General features: G+C 73.7%; 15 protein-coding genes. 5 read left to right on the top strand and 10 right to left on the bottom strand.

Annotated elements, in window-relative coordinates; genetic code table 11:
• Nucleotides 1-16: 16 nt before the first annotated feature.
• From M1P99_RS20365 to M1P99_RS20350, 4 genes are read left to right on the top strand one after another with little or no spacing between them, the layout of a single operon-like run.
• A complete protein-coding gene (locus M1P99_RS20365) occupies nucleotides 17-826 on the top strand; it encodes an NUDIX domain-containing protein (RefSeq protein WP_304454184.1) in 810 nt (269 codons plus the stop codon).
• A 30-nt stretch (nucleotides 827-856) separates the two neighbouring features.
• Entirely contained in the window at nucleotides 857-1,948 is a 1,092-nt protein-coding gene (locus M1P99_RS20360; RefSeq protein WP_304454183.1) for a J domain-containing protein, read from the top strand.
• A gap of 58 nt (nucleotides 1,949-2,006) precedes the next feature.
• Nucleotides 2,007-2,999, top strand: a complete 993-nt coding sequence (locus M1P99_RS20355; RefSeq protein WP_304454182.1) for a hypothetical protein — start codon at nucleotides 2,007-2,009, stop codon at nucleotides 2,997-2,999.
• Complete coding sequence (locus M1P99_RS20350) at nucleotides 2,996-4,393, top strand: adenylosuccinate synthetase (RefSeq protein ID WP_304454181.1); 1,398 nt, start codon at nucleotides 2,996-2,998, stop codon at nucleotides 4,391-4,393. The genes M1P99_RS20355 and M1P99_RS20350 overlap by 4 nt, the downstream gene beginning before the upstream one ends.
• Here the strand turns inward: M1P99_RS20350 and M1P99_RS20345 are convergent.
• Nucleotides 4,375-4,884, bottom strand: coding sequence for a hypothetical protein (locus M1P99_RS20345; protein WP_304454180.1), 510 nt, complete (start codon nucleotides 4,882-4,884; stop codon nucleotides 4,375-4,377). The genes M1P99_RS20350 and M1P99_RS20345 overlap by 19 nt on opposite strands.
• A 144-nt stretch (nucleotides 4,885-5,028) precedes the next feature.
• On the opposite strand from M1P99_RS20345, the gene M1P99_RS20340 reads away from it, so the two are divergent.
• A complete protein-coding gene (locus tag M1P99_RS20340) occupies nucleotides 5,029-5,454 on the top strand; it encodes a PPOX class F420-dependent oxidoreductase (RefSeq protein ID WP_304454179.1) in 426 nt (141 codons plus the stop codon).
• A gap of 117 nt (nucleotides 5,455-5,571) precedes the next feature.
• Here M1P99_RS20340 and M1P99_RS20335 read toward each other — a convergent pair whose 3' ends face one another.
• The 9 genes from M1P99_RS20335 to M1P99_RS20295 form a co-directional block, all read right to left on the bottom strand.
• Nucleotides 5,572-6,321, bottom strand: coding sequence for a YebC/PmpR family DNA-binding transcriptional regulator (locus M1P99_RS20335; protein WP_304454178.1), 750 nt, complete (start codon nucleotides 6,319-6,321; stop codon nucleotides 5,572-5,574).
• Nucleotides 6,318-6,926, bottom strand: a complete 609-nt coding sequence (gene pdxT, locus M1P99_RS20330; protein WP_304454177.1) for a pyridoxal 5'-phosphate synthase glutaminase subunit PdxT — start codon at nucleotides 6,924-6,926, stop codon at nucleotides 6,318-6,320. The genes M1P99_RS20335 and pdxT overlap by 4 nt, the downstream gene beginning before the upstream one ends.
• 77 nt (nucleotides 6,927-7,003) lie before the next feature.
• Nucleotides 7,004-7,915: a pyridoxal 5'-phosphate synthase lyase subunit PdxS gene (gene pdxS, locus M1P99_RS20325; protein ID WP_304454176.1), complete on the bottom strand. Its 912-nt coding sequence runs from the start codon at nucleotides 7,913-7,915 to the stop codon at nucleotides 7,004-7,006.
• Nucleotides 7,916-8,106: 191 nt separating this feature from the next.
• Nucleotides 8,107-8,799 (bottom strand): hypothetical protein, encoded by a 693-nt coding sequence (locus tag M1P99_RS20320; RefSeq protein WP_304454175.1) that lies wholly within the window; start codon nucleotides 8,797-8,799, stop codon nucleotides 8,107-8,109.
• A gap of 11 nt (nucleotides 8,800-8,810) precedes the next feature.
• Nucleotides 8,811-10,001: a glycosyltransferase family 4 protein gene (locus M1P99_RS20315; protein ID WP_304455772.1), complete on the bottom strand. Its 1,191-nt coding sequence runs from the start codon at nucleotides 9,999-10,001 to the stop codon at nucleotides 8,811-8,813.
• Nucleotides 10,002-10,009: 8 nt separating this feature from the next.
• Nucleotides 10,010-10,936 carry a phosphatidylinositol mannoside acyltransferase gene (locus M1P99_RS20310; RefSeq protein ID WP_304454174.1) on the bottom strand — a complete coding sequence of 309 codons (927 nt, stop codon included), beginning with the start codon at nucleotides 10,934-10,936 and terminating at the stop codon, nucleotides 10,010-10,012.
• 29 nt (nucleotides 10,937-10,965) lie between these two features.
• Nucleotides 10,966-11,667: a phosphatidylinositol phosphate synthase gene (gene pgsA / locus M1P99_RS20305; RefSeq protein WP_304455771.1), complete on the bottom strand. Its 702-nt coding sequence runs from the start codon at nucleotides 11,665-11,667 to the stop codon at nucleotides 10,966-10,968.
• 157 nt (nucleotides 11,668-11,824) lie between these two features.
• On the bottom strand, nucleotides 11,825-12,400 hold the full coding sequence (locus M1P99_RS20300) for an HIT domain-containing protein (RefSeq protein ID WP_304454173.1): 576 nt from the start codon (nucleotides 12,398-12,400) through the stop codon (nucleotides 11,825-11,827).
• A gap of 124 nt (nucleotides 12,401-12,524) precedes the next feature.
• Nucleotides 12,525-14,195, bottom strand: a complete 1,671-nt coding sequence (locus M1P99_RS20295) for a DUF885 domain-containing protein (RefSeq protein ID WP_304455770.1) — start codon at nucleotides 14,193-14,195, stop codon at nucleotides 12,525-12,527.
• Nucleotides 14,196-14,303 lie beyond the last annotated feature (108 nt).

Here is a 14,303-nt window from a genome sequence, read left to right as displayed (position 1 = left end):
CGAACTAGGGGCGCGCGTGACCGACGAGCGGACACCACGGCGGGACGACGGCGAACGCCGCTTCCTGGACGACTACGACCCCGCTGCCTACGCACCGGCCGCGGTCACCGTGGACGTCGTCGCCCTCACCATCCGCAGCGGTGTCCCCCACGTGCTGCTGATGCGCCGGTCGGCGCGCCCACAGCTCGGCTGGTGGGCCCTGCCCGGCGGGTTCGTCCGGGCGCAGGACGGCCCGGAGGGCCCCGCCGACCCCGACCTGCCCGACGCGGCCCTGCGCGTGCTGTCGCACAAGACCCCGCTGCCCACCGAGATCCACCTCGAACAACTGGGCACCTACGGCGCGATCGACCGCGACCCGCGCATGCGCGTGATCTCCGTGGCCTACGTGCTCCTGGCCCCCGACCTGCCCGACCCGGACACCGGCGCCGACGAGGCCGCGTGGATCCCCTGGTCCGCGCTCGGCCACGGCGTCGGCGACAGCGGCCCCGGCGGCCGTGCCGCGATCGAACTCGCCTTCGACCACGCGCGCATCGTCGCCGACGCGGTCGAGCGCGCCCGCTCCAAGCTGGAGTACACGGCTCTGGCCACCGCCTTCCTGCCTCCCGAGTTCACGATCACCGCTCTGCGCGAGGTCTACGCGGCCGTGTGGGGACGCCCACTGCACGGGGCCAACTTCCACCGCAAGATCCTCGCCACCCCGGGGTTCGTCGAGGACACCGGCCGCCTGGCCGACCGGGGCGGATCCGGCGGCGGCCGCCGCGCCCGGCTGTACCGGCCCGGCGGCGCCGCCTTCCTGCACCCGCCGCTGCTGCGCGGCGCCCCCTGACCCCCTCCCCCGCGCCCACGGAGGCCGCAGATGAGCACCGCCGACGACTTCGACACCGCACTGGGGGAACTGGACATGTCGGACTACCCCATGGCGCTGTTCGGTCCCCTGCCACGCGACGGCTCACCCCTGCCCCCGGCCGCCACCGCCGCCTACCGGCGCCTGGCCCGCCTGCTCCACCCCGACCGCGCACCGGAGGGCCGCACGGCGGAGGCCACCAGGGCCTTCGCCAAGCTGACCGGTCTCTGGTCGGCCTACCGCGACACCGCCGAGGGCGGCCCGGGCCTGGACGAGGTCACCCTCACCGCGAAGACGCACACCTACCACCTGCACCGGGGCGCCGACCCGCTGGCCGCGGGCGACATCGCCGACCTGCACGGCGCCCGCTACCGGGACGGCGGCACCTGGCGGGAGGCGGTGCTCAAACTGCCGCGCTCACACCACGACAACGACCTGGTGAACGCCGAGGCGAACGCCCTGCGCCGCCTGCGCGAGCGAGTGCCCGAGCGGGCACGCGCGTTCCACCCCGAGCTCATCGAGCAGATCCGCCACCGCGACGCCGCCACCGGCGTGGAGCGGCGCGGCAACGTGCTCGCCCGGCTGCGCGGATTCCACAGTCTGGCCGACGTCCGCCGTGCCTACCCCGACGGAGTCGACCCGCGCGACGCGGCGTGGATGTGGCGGCGCCTGCTGGTCGCGGTGGGCAGCGCGAGCCGGGCCGGGGTCGTGCACGGCGCCGTGGTGCCCGAACACGTACTGATCCACCCCGAAGCACACGGCCTGGTGCTCGTGGACTGGTGTTACTCGGTGACCTCGGCCGCCGCGCACACCGCGCCGCACATCCCGGCCATGGTGGCCCACCGCAAGGACCTGTACCCCGAGGAGGTGCTGGACCGCGCACCCGCCGTGCCCGCCACCGACATCCACATGGCGACCCGGTGCATCGAACACGTGACCGCCGGGCGCCTGCCCCGACCGCTGAACACGTTCGCCCTCGGCTGCACCCTGCCCCGGCCCCAGCGCCGGCCCTACGACGGCATCCGCCTCCTGGCCGAACTCGACGAGGCGCTGGAGCGGGTGTTCGGCCCGCGCCGGTTCCGCCCCTTCCACATGCCCGCCTGACCTTCCCTGCGGCCGCGCCGCGGCCGCAGGGCCACCCACCACCCCGAGGAGGCTTCCCATGGGAAGCAGCAACTGGTCCACCGACGCCTACCACGCCCGCGCCGCCTACAACGCCGCCGCCGGATCCAGCAGCTTCGCCTACACCGACGATGTGGCCTCGACCATGCCGCGCAGTACGTGGAGGACCCACGAGACCCTCGATCCCAAGGACGTGGCCGTCCGCGAGAGCCGCGACTCCGACGCCCACCCCGAGTCGCTGGCCGTCTCGGTGCTCTTCGACGTCACCGGCTCCATGGGGCGCGTGCCCCGCCTCCTGCAGAGGAAGCTGCCGGACCTGTTCGGCCTGCTGCTGCGCAAGGGCTACGTGGAGCACCCGCAGATCCTGTTCGGCGGGATCGGCGACGCCACCTGCGACCGCGCCCCGCTCCAGGTCGGGCAGTTCGAGTCCGGCAACGAACTGGAGGACGACCTGGGCAACATCCTGCTGGAGGGCGGTGGCGGCGGCCAGGTCACCGAGTCCTACGAGCTGGCCATGTACTTCATGGCCCGGCACACCGCGATGGACTGCCTGGACAAGCGCGGACGCAAGGGCTACCTGTTCGTCATCGGCGACGAGAAGGCCTACGGCGCGGTCAAGGCTCGGGAGGTGCGCGAGGTCATCGGCGACGACCTCGGCGAGAACATCGCGTTCCCGGCGATCCTCGCCGAGCTCCAGCGCAGATTCGAGGTCTTCTTCATCATGCCGACCGGAAGCGCCCACTTCCGCAACAAGGACGTGCGCGGCTTCTGGGACACCCACCTGGGGCAGAACGTCATCTACCTCGACGACCTGGACGCGGTGTCGGAGACGATCGCGGTCACCATCGGGATGGGAGAGGAGGCCGTCGACCTCGCACAGGGCCTGGAGGACATCGCCTCGGCGGGATCCGACGCCGGCGACGTGGTCGGCAAGGCCCTGCGCCCGCTCTCGCGAGCGCGTGGGTCGATCGTGGTCTCCGAGTCGCCCGACGGCCTGGGCGGCGCCGCCGCCGGCGGGGTGGACCGGCTGTGAACCGGGCACGCGGCCCGTGGGCCGACGAGCACGCGATCGTCGTCGACCTCGGCTTCGGCGACGCCGGCAAGGGCGTGAACGTCGACCTGTTGTGCGCACGGGGGCGCTACGGCGCCGTCGTGCGCGCCAACGGCGGCGCCCAGGCCGCGCACAACGTGGTCACGCCGGACGGACGACACCACACGTTCGCCCAGTTCGGGTCGGGAACCCTGGCACCGGGCGGGCCCGTGCCCACCCACCTGTCGCACCTGGCGGTCGTGGACCCGTTCGCGCTGGCCGCCGAGGCGCGGCACCTGTCGGAGCTCGGGATCGCCGACCCGTTCGCCCTGGTCACCGTGGACCGGCGCGCGCTCCTCAGCACCCCCTGGCACCAGGCGGCCAACCGGGCCCGCGAGAGGGCCCGCGGCACCGACCGCCACGGCTCGTGCGGGATGGGCGTGGGCGAGACCATGGCCTACGCCCTCGCCCACCCGCAGGACGCACCGACCGCCGGAGACTGCGCGCACCCGGCCCGCCTGCGCCGCAAGCTGCGCCTGCTGGCCGACCACCTCGCCCAGGTGGCGGGCTCCGGGCAGGAGGGCGCCGGCGGGGAGGGCGCCGAGGAGCCGCCGAACCTGGAGGAGTGCGTGGCGGCCTACGCGGCATTCGCGCAGCGGGTGCGGCTGGTCGACGAGGACCACCTCGCGCACCTGCTCGCCGCGGCACCGGTGGTGTTCGAGGGAGCCCAGGGCGTGCTGTTGGACGAGTGGCACCGGTTCCACCCCTACACCACCTGGTCCACGACGACCACGGCCAATCCGCTGGCGCTGCTGGCCGAGGCCGGCCGGCCCGGACAGGCACGCCGGATCGGGGTCGTGCGCACCTACACCACGCGCCACGGCGCCGGGCCGCTGGTGGCCGAGGACCCCGCCCTCGGGGCGGTCCTGCCCGAACCGCACAACGGGACCCACCCGTGGCAGGGACCGTTCCGGGTCGGCCACTTCGACCTCGTGGCCCACCGGTACGCGCTGGCGGCCACCGGCGGCGTGGACTCGCTGGCGGTCACGCACGCCGACGCCCCGGACCGGGTCCGGGCGGCCACCGGTGCCGGGCCGCTGTGGTGCACGGCCTACACGGACCCCGCCGACGCGCCGTTGGTGATCGCTCCTCGGGCCGTGCCGGACCTGGTCCACCAGGAGCGTGCGACCGCCGCGCTCATGGCGGCCCGGCCGGTGCTGGAGGCGATACCGGACGAGCCCGTGGCGGCGATCGGCGACGCCCTGGGGCTGCCGGTGGAGGCGGTGTTCTCCGGCCCGACGAGGGAGGACGCGCGCGTCCCGTCCCGTGTCCGACCGTCTTCGGCGGCCGGCGCCGCCCGGGGGCGTGCGCCGTCTCCTCAGACCACGGTCAGGTGATACGTGGTGTCCACCCAGAATCCCTGACCGGTGTCCCCCTTGATCTCCAGGACGTACCCGCCAGGGCTCAGAGGGGCGATCGCACCCCACAGCCCCCAGGTGTACCAGCGCGACCACAACGGGCCGCGGAACCTTCCGTAGAACTCCTCCAGGGGCAGGTGGACGCCGTTGAGGTGGGCGTCGGCACGCTCGACCGGCATGCCCACCGGCCCCTTGACGGCTCTGGCCTTGTTCACGCAGTTGAGCACCGGGAAGAACAGGGGACGGCCCGTGGGCACCTCGCACCGGCGCACGACCCTGCCCCCGTAGGTGCCGGCGAGGAACCACAGGTCGTCCGGTTGGTCGTGGGACGCGTACCGACCGGTGGTGTCCCCGACCGGATCGCCTTCCTGCGGCGCCGACCACACCCACCTCCACCAACGGGCCGCGAGCTCGACGCCCCCATCGGCGCTGATCCGCCACGTACCGCCGTCCGGCACGACCTCACCCATGGCACCCCTTCTCAGGTCCGGCTGTCCACTGTGGAAACGGTTGTGGCGTGGATCGTACCGATATCGTGCGCTTCGCCGTCGGCCGGGCCGCCCGGCACCGTGTCGTGCCCGGAGGCGCACGGGGAGCGGCGCTAGCGTGGCCCCATGGCTTCCATCACCGATCCCCAGGTCCGCGACTTCCTCCTCCACGGCACCCGGACCGGCAAGCTCGCCTTCACGGCCTCGGACGGGCGCCCGCTCGTGGCACCGGTCTGGTTCATCGTGGAGGACGGCGCCATCGTCTTCAACACCGGCGGCACCACCGCCAAGGGGCGGTCCATCCTGCGTGACCCGCGTGTGGCGATGAGCGTCGACCTGGAGGAGCCGCCGTTCGCGTTCGTCCAGGTCCAGGGCCGGGCCGAGGTCTCGGAGGACCCCGACGAGCTACTGCGGACGGCGACCGACATCGCCGCCCGCTACATGGGCGCGGACCGGGCCGAGGAGTTCGGCAGGCGCAACGGCGTCCCGGGCGAGCTGGTGGTCCGGATCCGCCCCACCAAGGTCATCGCCCAACTCGACATGACGGCGTGAGGCCGTGCGCACGGACGCGGCCGCTCCGGCCCCGGCACCAGGCGCCCCCTCCTGACCGGCCCCGGACACTCCTGTGCCCTCCCCGCGGCGGGGAGGGCACAGGAGTGGGAACACGCCCTAGCCGATCTCGGCCATGACCTCGTCGGGGATGTCGGCGTTGGTGAAGACGTTCTGCACGTCGTCGGAGTCCTCCAGCGCGTCCACCACCCGCAGGACCTTCTTGGCGGTCTCGGCGTCGACCGGGACCTCCATGGTCGGCAGGAAGCTGGAGTCGGCCGACTCGTAGTCGATGCCCGCCTCCTGGAGCGCGGTGCGGACCGGCACCAGGTCGGTGGCCTCGCACACGATCTCGAACGACTCGCCGAGGTCCTCGACGTCCTCGGCGCCGGCCTCCAGCACCGCCAGCGTCACCTCGTCCTCACTCGTGCCCTCCTTGGGCACGATAACGACGCCCTTGCGGTTGAACATGTAGGACACCGAGCCGGCGTCGGCCATGTTGCCGCCGTTGCGCGTCACCGCCACGCGCACCTCGGAGGCGGCGCGGTTGCGGTTGTCGGTCAGGCACTCCACCAGCATCGCCACGCCACCGGGGGCATAGCCCTCGTACATGATGGTCTGCCACTCCGCGCCGCCGGCCTCCTCACCGGAGCCGCGCTTGCGGGCACGCTCGATGTTGTCCTGGGGCACGGAGTTCTTGCGCGCCTTCTGGATGGCGTCGTAGAGCGTCGGGTTCCCGTCGGGGTCCCCACCACCGGTACGCGCGGCCACCTCGATGTTCTTGATCAGCTTGGCGAAGAGCTTGCCGCGCTTGGCATCGATGACGGCTTTCTTGTGCTTGGTGGTGGCCCACTTGGAGTGGCCGCTCATGCTTGTCCTTTCACGATGTCGACGAAGAGGCGGTGGATGCGCGCGTCGCCGGTCAGTTCGGGATGGAAGGACGTGGCCATCAGGCCGCCCTGTCGTACGGCGACGATCCTACCGGCCTCATCGGGGCCGGGGACGCTCCCGAGCACCCTGACCTCGGGCCCCACCGACTCCACCCACGGCGCCCGGATGAACACCGCGTCGAACGGCTCCGCGCCCACGCCCTCGATGTCCACCCCGGCCTCGAAGGACTCCGTCTGGCGGCCGAAGGCGTTGCGGCGCACGGTCATGTCGATGCCGCCGACCGTCTCCTGGTCGGCGGTGCCCCCCAGCAGGCGGTCGGCCAGCATGATCATGCCGGCGCAGGTGCCGTAGGCGGGCATGCCCGCCGCGACGCGCTTGCGCAACGGCTCCATCAGCCCGTAGCGCAGCGCGAGCTTGGACATCGTGGTGGACTCGCCACCGGGCAGGACCAGGGCGTCGACGGTGTCGAGGTGGTCGGGTCCGAGCACCTTCACGGCGTGCACGTCGAGCTGGTCGAGCACACGCAGGTGCTCGGCGACGTCGCCCTGCAGGGCGAGGACGCCGATGGTGGGTCTGGCGGTCAAGAACGGCCTCACTCGTGGTCGAAGCATGGTGTCGCGGTGCCGGCGCGGGACGCACGGCCGCGCCGGCGGCGGTCCCGCTACCAGCCCCGTCCGGCGTAACGCTCGGACTCGGCCAGGTCATCCAGGTTGATGCCCACCATGGCCTCGCCCAGCCCGCGCGAGACCCGCGCGATGACGGCGGGGTCCTCGTAGTGCAGGGTGGCCTGGACGATGGCGTCGGCGCGCCGGGCCGGGTCCCCGGACTTGAAGATGCCCGAGCCGACGAAGACGCTCTCGGCGCCCAGCTGGCGCATGAGCGCGGCGTCGGCCGGGGTGGCCACGCCGCCCGCGGAGAACAGCGGCACCGGGAGCTTGCCCAGGGTCGCGACCTCCTTGACGATCTCGTACGGGGCACGCAGCTCCTTGGCCGCGCCGAAGAGCTCCGCCTCGTCCAGGGTGCCCAGGCGCTTGATCTCGGAGCGGATCGACCGCATGTGGCGCGTGGCCTCGACGACGTTGCCGGTGCCGGCCTCGCCCTTGGAGCGGATCATGGCGGCGCCCTCGGCGATGCGGCGCAGAGCCTCGCCGATGTTGGTCGCACCGCACACGAACGGGACGGTGAACGCCCACTTGTCGATGTGGTACGCCTCGTCGGCGGGTGTGAGGACCTCGGACTCGTCGATGAAGTCGACCCCGAGGGACTCCAGGACCTGGGCCTCGACGAAGTGTCCGATGCGGACCTTGGCCATGACCGGAATGGAGACCGCCTCGACGATGCCGTCGATCATGTCCGGGTCGGACATGCGGGCGACGCCGCCGTCCTTGCGGATGTCGGCGGGGACCCGTTCCAGGGCCATGACCGCGACGGCACCGGCGTCCTCGGCGATCTTGGCCTGCTCGGCGTTGACGACGTCCATGATGACGCCGTTCTTGAGCTGCTCGGCCATGCCGCGCTTGACGCGCTGTGTACCGACGGCGTTGTCGGTGGGGTTCGATGCGTTGGTGGCCACGGTGGTGGACTCCCGTCCCGTCTGAGTTGTGCGCAGAGTTGTGGTGGTCCCCCGGGCGGCGGCGCGGGGCTCGCGCGGAGGGCGCGCGGACGCCGTCGGGGCCGCGCGCCCTGGGGTCTACCAGGCCCCCATGGTAGTTCCTCACCCTCCGGGGTGGTTTGGCCAGATCGGTGTTTTCGCGGGTCCCGCCCTTACAGGGTGTCCGGTTCGACCATGGAGTAGGGCGTGCGCGGCGCCTGGTCGTCGATGTCGAAGTACTCCGGCAGGGGTGCCGTGCCCGCGAGCCGGAACAGGCGCACCGGGCGTGACCGGCGCGCCCGTCGGGTGTCGGACACGGCGTCGTTGTAGAACGTGCGCGCCAACTGGACGCTCCTGGCGGCGGCCGCCACCGCGGCCAGGCGCTCGCGCACCTCCTCGGGGGGCGTCCCGGCCACGGGCCCCGCCTGCCCTTCGGCGGGCTCCACGGCGGCGCGCAGGGCCCGCGACAGTCGGCTCTCGGCGAGTTCGTAGCGCGCCTGCCGTGCCGCTCCGCCGTCGACCGGGCCCGAACCGGTCCGTCCGCCGTCCGCCGCCGCTCCGTGTCCCGGTCCCCCGCCGCCCGGCCCGGTCCCGCGCGTGGCGAGCGCGGCGGTGGCCGCGGCCATCAGTTCCTCGACCGGCGCCGGGACCTGCCCGTGGTCGCCGCCGCCCGGGTCGTCGGCCGCGCGCACCCGGGCCGCCACCAGGTCCAGCACGGCGGCGCCGCGCCTGCGCAGGGCCTCTTCCAGCGCGGCCCGCGCGATGTCCACGCGCACGTGGAGGCGGTGCAGCCGGGTGGCCCGCCAGGACAGGTAGACGCCCAGCGCCAGCGCGGCCAGGACCGCGGCGGTGGCGGCGACGGTCATGGGAAGCACGGTCACACCTGCCCTCTGCGCAGCAGCGCGGTGGCGCTGGGCCCGTTGTCCAGACGGACGCCGGACGGGTGTCCGTGGCCGGTGCCGTCCCACATCAGCACGGTCTCGTACACCCGCGCGACGTCGGCCGCGACGGTCCCCCAGTCGTAGGCGCGCACGGCCAGCCGCGCGGCCGCGGACAGCTCGGCGCGGCGTGCGCGGTCGTCCAGCAGTGCCCCGGCGCGGGCGGCGAGGTCGTCGGGGTCGCCGACGGCGAACAGGTCCCCCGCTCCCCCGCCGTCGAGGACGGCGGAGAAGGCGGGGATGTCACTGGCGACGATGGCAGCGCCCGCGGCCATCGCCTCGGTGAGCACGATCCCGAAGCTCTCGCCGCCCAGGTTGGGGGCGCAGAAGACATCGGTGGAGTGGTAGGCGCGCACCCGGTCGGCCTCGCTGAGGCGCCCGAGCACGACCACCCGCGGGCGCAGGTGCTCGGGGACCTCCGCCAGCGCGGCCTCCGGGTCGCCCGGCCCCGCCACCATCAGGCGCAGGCCGGGGCGGGCCCCGGCCAGCCGGACGAAGGCCCGCGCCAGGGTGGCCAGGCCCTTGCGGGGTTCGTCCACCCGGCCCAGGAACCCGAGGGAGCCGCCCTCCCCCGGCCAGCCCGGCAGGGGTCGGGCCCGGGCGAAGGTGTCGGAGGCCACCCCGTTGGGGATGAGGACCGCGTCGCCGCCCAGGTGCTCGACCAGGGTGCGGCGGGCCGCCTCGGACACGGCGATCCGCCCGTTGATCTTCTCCATCGCCGAGCGCAGCGCGCCCGATCCCACCGCCATGGCCCGCGAGCGCGGGTTGGCGGTGTGGAACGTGGCCACCAGGGGCCCGTCGGCCGCCCAGCACGCCAGCAGGGACACGCTGGGCGCGGCGGGTTCGTGGATGTGCAGCAGGTCGAAGCCGCCTTCGGCGATCCACCGCCGGACCCGGGCCGCGGTGCGCGGCCCGAAGGCGACCCGGGCCACCGACCCGTTGTAGGGCACGGGCACGGGGCGGCCGGCGGGCACGAGGTGGTCGGGCAGCACCGCTTCGGCGTCCCCCACGGGCGCCAGGACCGACACCTCGTGGCCCATGGCGGCGAGCGCGTCGGCCAGGTCGCCGACGTGTTGTTGCACACCGCCCGGAACGTCCCATGAGTAGGGGCACACCAGACCGACGCGCATGCCCACGCTCACCCTCCCCGTTCGATCCGTTCGAGCTCCCGCGCCCGGTCGGCGTCGTGGTCGGCGCTGAACACCGTCTGCAGCATGTGCCAGTCCTCGGGGTGCTCGGCGATGGCGTCCTGGAACACGTGCGCGAGCGCCTGGGTGGTGTCCCGGACGCGCTGGGTGCGGCGGGCACCGGGCGCGACGGGGATCTCGTCGTGGACGCGGATGTTCCAGTACGGGCCGTCGTACCAGAGGGAGACGGGCATGAGCGCGGCGCCCGTGTTCAGGGCCAGGGCGGCCGGACCGGAGGGCATCCGTGCCTTCTCCCCGAAGAAGTCGACCTCCGGGCCGCCACCGTTGATGTCGCGGTCGGCGAGCAGGCACACCAGCCCGCCCTCACGCAGTCGCCGGGCGAGGGTGCCCACGGTGTCGGAGCCGCCGCTGAGCGGCAGCACCTGCATGCCGAGGGACTCCCGGTAGGCCGTGAACTGCTGGAACAGGCTCTCCGGGCGCAAGCGCTGTGCCACGGTGGTCAGGGTGTGGCCGCGCAGGGCGATCCAGGCGCCGGCGTGGTCCCAGTTGCCCATGTGGGGCAGGGCGGCGACGACGCCCCGGCCCGCGCGCAGGTGGCCCTCCAGCACCTCGATTCCGCTCTGGCGGGTGTGGCTCACGAGGTGGTCGGCGTCCATGGCGGGCAGCCGGAACATCTCGTAGTAGTAGCGCATGTAGGAGCGCATGCCCGCGCGGGAGAGCGCGCGCAGCTGGGCGTCGGTCGCCCTGGGGCCCAGCAGGCGCCGCAGGTTGCGCTCCAGGCCGCGGGTGGCGCCGTCGTGCGTGCGCCAGGACCGGTCGGCCAGGTGCCGGAACACCGCCCGGCCCACGCGTTCGGGCGAGCGGCGGACCATCGCCCACCCGGCCGAGTAGGCCAGGGCGGCCGTGCGTTCGTCCACGTCGTGTCCCCCTCCTCCCGTGTGCGGGCTCAGGTCCCGCTGCCCGCGTCGGACCCGGAGTTGCTCTGCTCGCCGGCGTCGTGACCGGTGTCGGGGTCATCGGTGTCCTGCTCGGACTCCTCACCGCGACGGAGGGCCGCCAAACGGGGATCGCGGTCGTTGAGCCGGGCACGGGTCTCGATGAGCCGCTGCAGGACCGTGATGAGGCTGAGCCCGGCCAGGAGCCACAGCCCTCCGGCGAGGATGTAGGGAACACCGAACTCGCTGACGCCGACGGCGACCAGGATGATGATCAGGCGTTCGGTGCGCTCGGCCATGCCGACGTCGCAGTTGACGCCCAGGCCCTCCGCACGCGCCTTGATGTAGGACACCATGAACCCGGTGATCAGGCAGAACAGCGTGAGCCCGGCGAGCAGGGGGTCCTCACCGTCACCGATGAACCACCACAGGAGGCCGGCGAGGATGGCCGCGTCGGCGACGCGGTCGAGGCTGGAGTCCAGGAAGGCGCCGAACTCGCTGGTGTTGTCCTTGGCTCGGGCGACGGCGCCGTCGAGCATGTCGAACAGGGCGAAGACGGTGATGACCACCGACCCCGCGTACAGTTCGCCGCGCGGATAGAAGTACAGCGCACCCGCGACGACGCCCACGGCGCCGACGATGGTGACGATGTTCGGCGTCAGGCCGATCCGGGCCAGGCTCCGTCCGAGCGGAGCGGTGATCCGGGAGATCAGGGGACGAAGGATTCTCAGCATGTCTTCTTGTGATCGTAGGACGGGAAGGGTCGCGGGGGTGGGAACCGCGCCCGGTGGGGGCGGCGCGTCGTCCCTGCGCTGAGCGGGCGGCCCTCGGCCCCGCCGCGCACCGTGTCGGCGTCCGGGCGGGCCCGGGTCAGTCGCGGGGCCAGTGTTCGGCCAGCTTGGCGCGGGTCTGCTCCAGCATCTCGGGCAGGATCTTGGTCTGTCCGATGACGGGCATGAAGTTGGTGTCGCCGCCCCACCTGGGCACGATGTGCTGGTGCAGATGCGCGGCGATGCCCGCACCGGCGACAGTACCGAGGTTCATACCGACGTTGAACCCCTGGGGGCGGTAGGCGGCGCCGAGCGCCCGGATCCCGGCCTGGGTGAGCGCGGCGACCTCGGCGGTCTCGTCCTCGTCCAGTGCCGTGTACTCGGACACGTGGCGGTAGGGGCACACCAGCAGGTGGCCGCTGTTGTAGGGGTAGAGGTTGAGGACGACGTAGGCGCTCTTGCCGCGCGTGACCACGAGCCCCTCGGCGTCGGGCAGTCCGGGGGCCCTGCAGAACGGGCACCCGTCCTCGGGGCGGGAGCCGGTGGGCTTGCCCTCGCCCTTGATGTAGGCCATGCGGTGCGGCGTCCACAGCCGGTCCCAGCCGTCCGGGGTCCCCGTGCCCGTACCCGGGAGGTCGCCGGGCCCGTCCTCGGGCCGGTGGGAGGCACCGCTCATCGCTCGTCCGTTCCTTCGTGCGGGTTCGTCGTCCTTCGCCCCCAGCATAGAAGCGCCCGCGGGGCACGGCGCCAGCCCGTCCCGTCGCGACCGCGCGCGGGCCGCCGGTCGGGCGCGGCGCGGGTCACAGGCCGAGCAGCGTGCGCAGGTGGCGCGGGGGCGGGGAGCCGTAGGCGAGCATCGCGTCGTGGACCTGGCGCTCGTCGGCGCCGGGACGGGCCGCGGCCAGGTCACGGGCCAGGTCGGCGACCTCGGCGTAGCCCACGTAGTAGGTGGACAGCTGGGCACTGGTGAGCTGGGCGCGCCGCCACTTGCCGACCGCCTCGCCCTCCTCCTGGTGGCCGCGCTCGGTGAGCAGGGCGATGGCCTCGGACTCGGTGAGCCCGCGTGTGTGCAGTCGCACGTCCAGGATCGCGTTGAGGACGACCCGCAGGCGCATCTTGAGCTGGACCAGGCGCAGGGCGAGGTCGTCGCGGCGCGAGGCGTCGTCGGTGCCGCCGTTCCAGCCGTGCCGCGCCATCAGCTCCTCGGTGTAGACCGCCCAGCCCTCCACGAAGGTGCCGCTCCACAGCACGTTGCGCACACGTGTGCCGCCGTCATGGCGCGCGGCGTGGGCGAGCTGAAGCGCGTGCCCGGGCACCGCCTCGTGCGCCATGAGGTTGCGCAGCATGGCGCCGTTGTACTCGCGGAAGAACGACGCGCGCCGCTCGGCCGGCCAGTCCTCGGGCGGCGGCGCGACCGCGACGAGGGTGGGCTGGTCGCGGGCCGCGGGGTCCAGGGGGCCGGGGGCGTCGCAGTAGGCGACCGCCACACCCTGGCGCGACCGCGGCATCGGGATGATGCGCACGGGGTCGTCGTGGACGGTCACCAGGCCGAGCTCGCGCACCCGGGTGTCCAGGTGCTCCAGCGCCCGCACGCAGGAGGGCCGCACGGTGTCGGCGCCGGTGGCCGTGGCGGCGGCCAGGGAGGAGAGCACCTCGGCGACCTGGCCGGGGCGGCGCGGACGGCCCTCGTACTCCGCCGCGGCCTCGGCGATGGCCTCCTCCGTGGCGAGCAGGTCGCTCTCGGCCCGTATCAGCAGGGCCTCGGGGGAGATCTCGGAGTCGAGCGTGTACCAGAGCTGGGCGGCGAAGTCCCGCTCGCCCAGACGGGGGTCGGCGGTGGCGGTCTCCAGACGCGAACGCAGCCACGCCTCGTACTCCTCCACCGCGGCCAGGCCGGTCCGGGCCGCGTCCACGACCCGGCCGCGCAGGCCGGCGTCGCGCTCGGCCAGCGCGGGGACGTCGGTGGTGAGCAGTTCGCGGGCTCCCGCGAGCTGGGCCAGGGCCGTCTCGACGTGGACGCGGGGCATCCCGGGGCCCTCGTCCAGGCGGGCGCGGGCGGTGGCGAGGTAGCCGGGCAGTCCGGCGCAGCGCGCGGCCAGGGCCTCCAGGCGCTCGGGCAGCGGGAGCACGTCGCGCTCGACCAGGGCCAGCACCGCGCCGCCCGGCGAGTGCAGCAGCGGGTTCCAGGTGTGCGGACGCAGCTCGGTGAGGTGCCACAGGTCGGCGCTGACCTTGGAGCGCAGGATCTCCAGGTCGACCAGATCGCCCTCGGGGATGAGGTCGCCGTCGATCTCGTCCAGCGAGCCCAGGGCGTCGGCGAGCACGGCGACCCGCGCGGCGTCGGCCTCGACCGAGTGGTCGGACAGGCGGGCGGCGCCGCGGGCGTCCCCCAGCTCCAGGGCCCACTCGGGGGCGTCGCGGAGCAGGGCGTCGAGCACTCGCTCGGCCACCCGTCGGAACCTCTGGGTCATCGCGGCGGCGTCGGGATGCGAGGGAGAACTCATGGATCCATCATGCCAGCACGGGCGCCCGGTCCCCGCCGTGCGGGAACCGGGCCGTGCTCGTGCGGGACCCCGGCC

This window comes from Nocardiopsis sp. YSL2 (assembly GCF_030555055.1).
Classification (GTDB): domain Bacteria; phylum Actinomycetota; class Actinomycetes; order Streptosporangiales; family Streptosporangiaceae; genus Nocardiopsis.
This window is presented reverse-complemented; position numbering and strand designations above follow the sequence as displayed.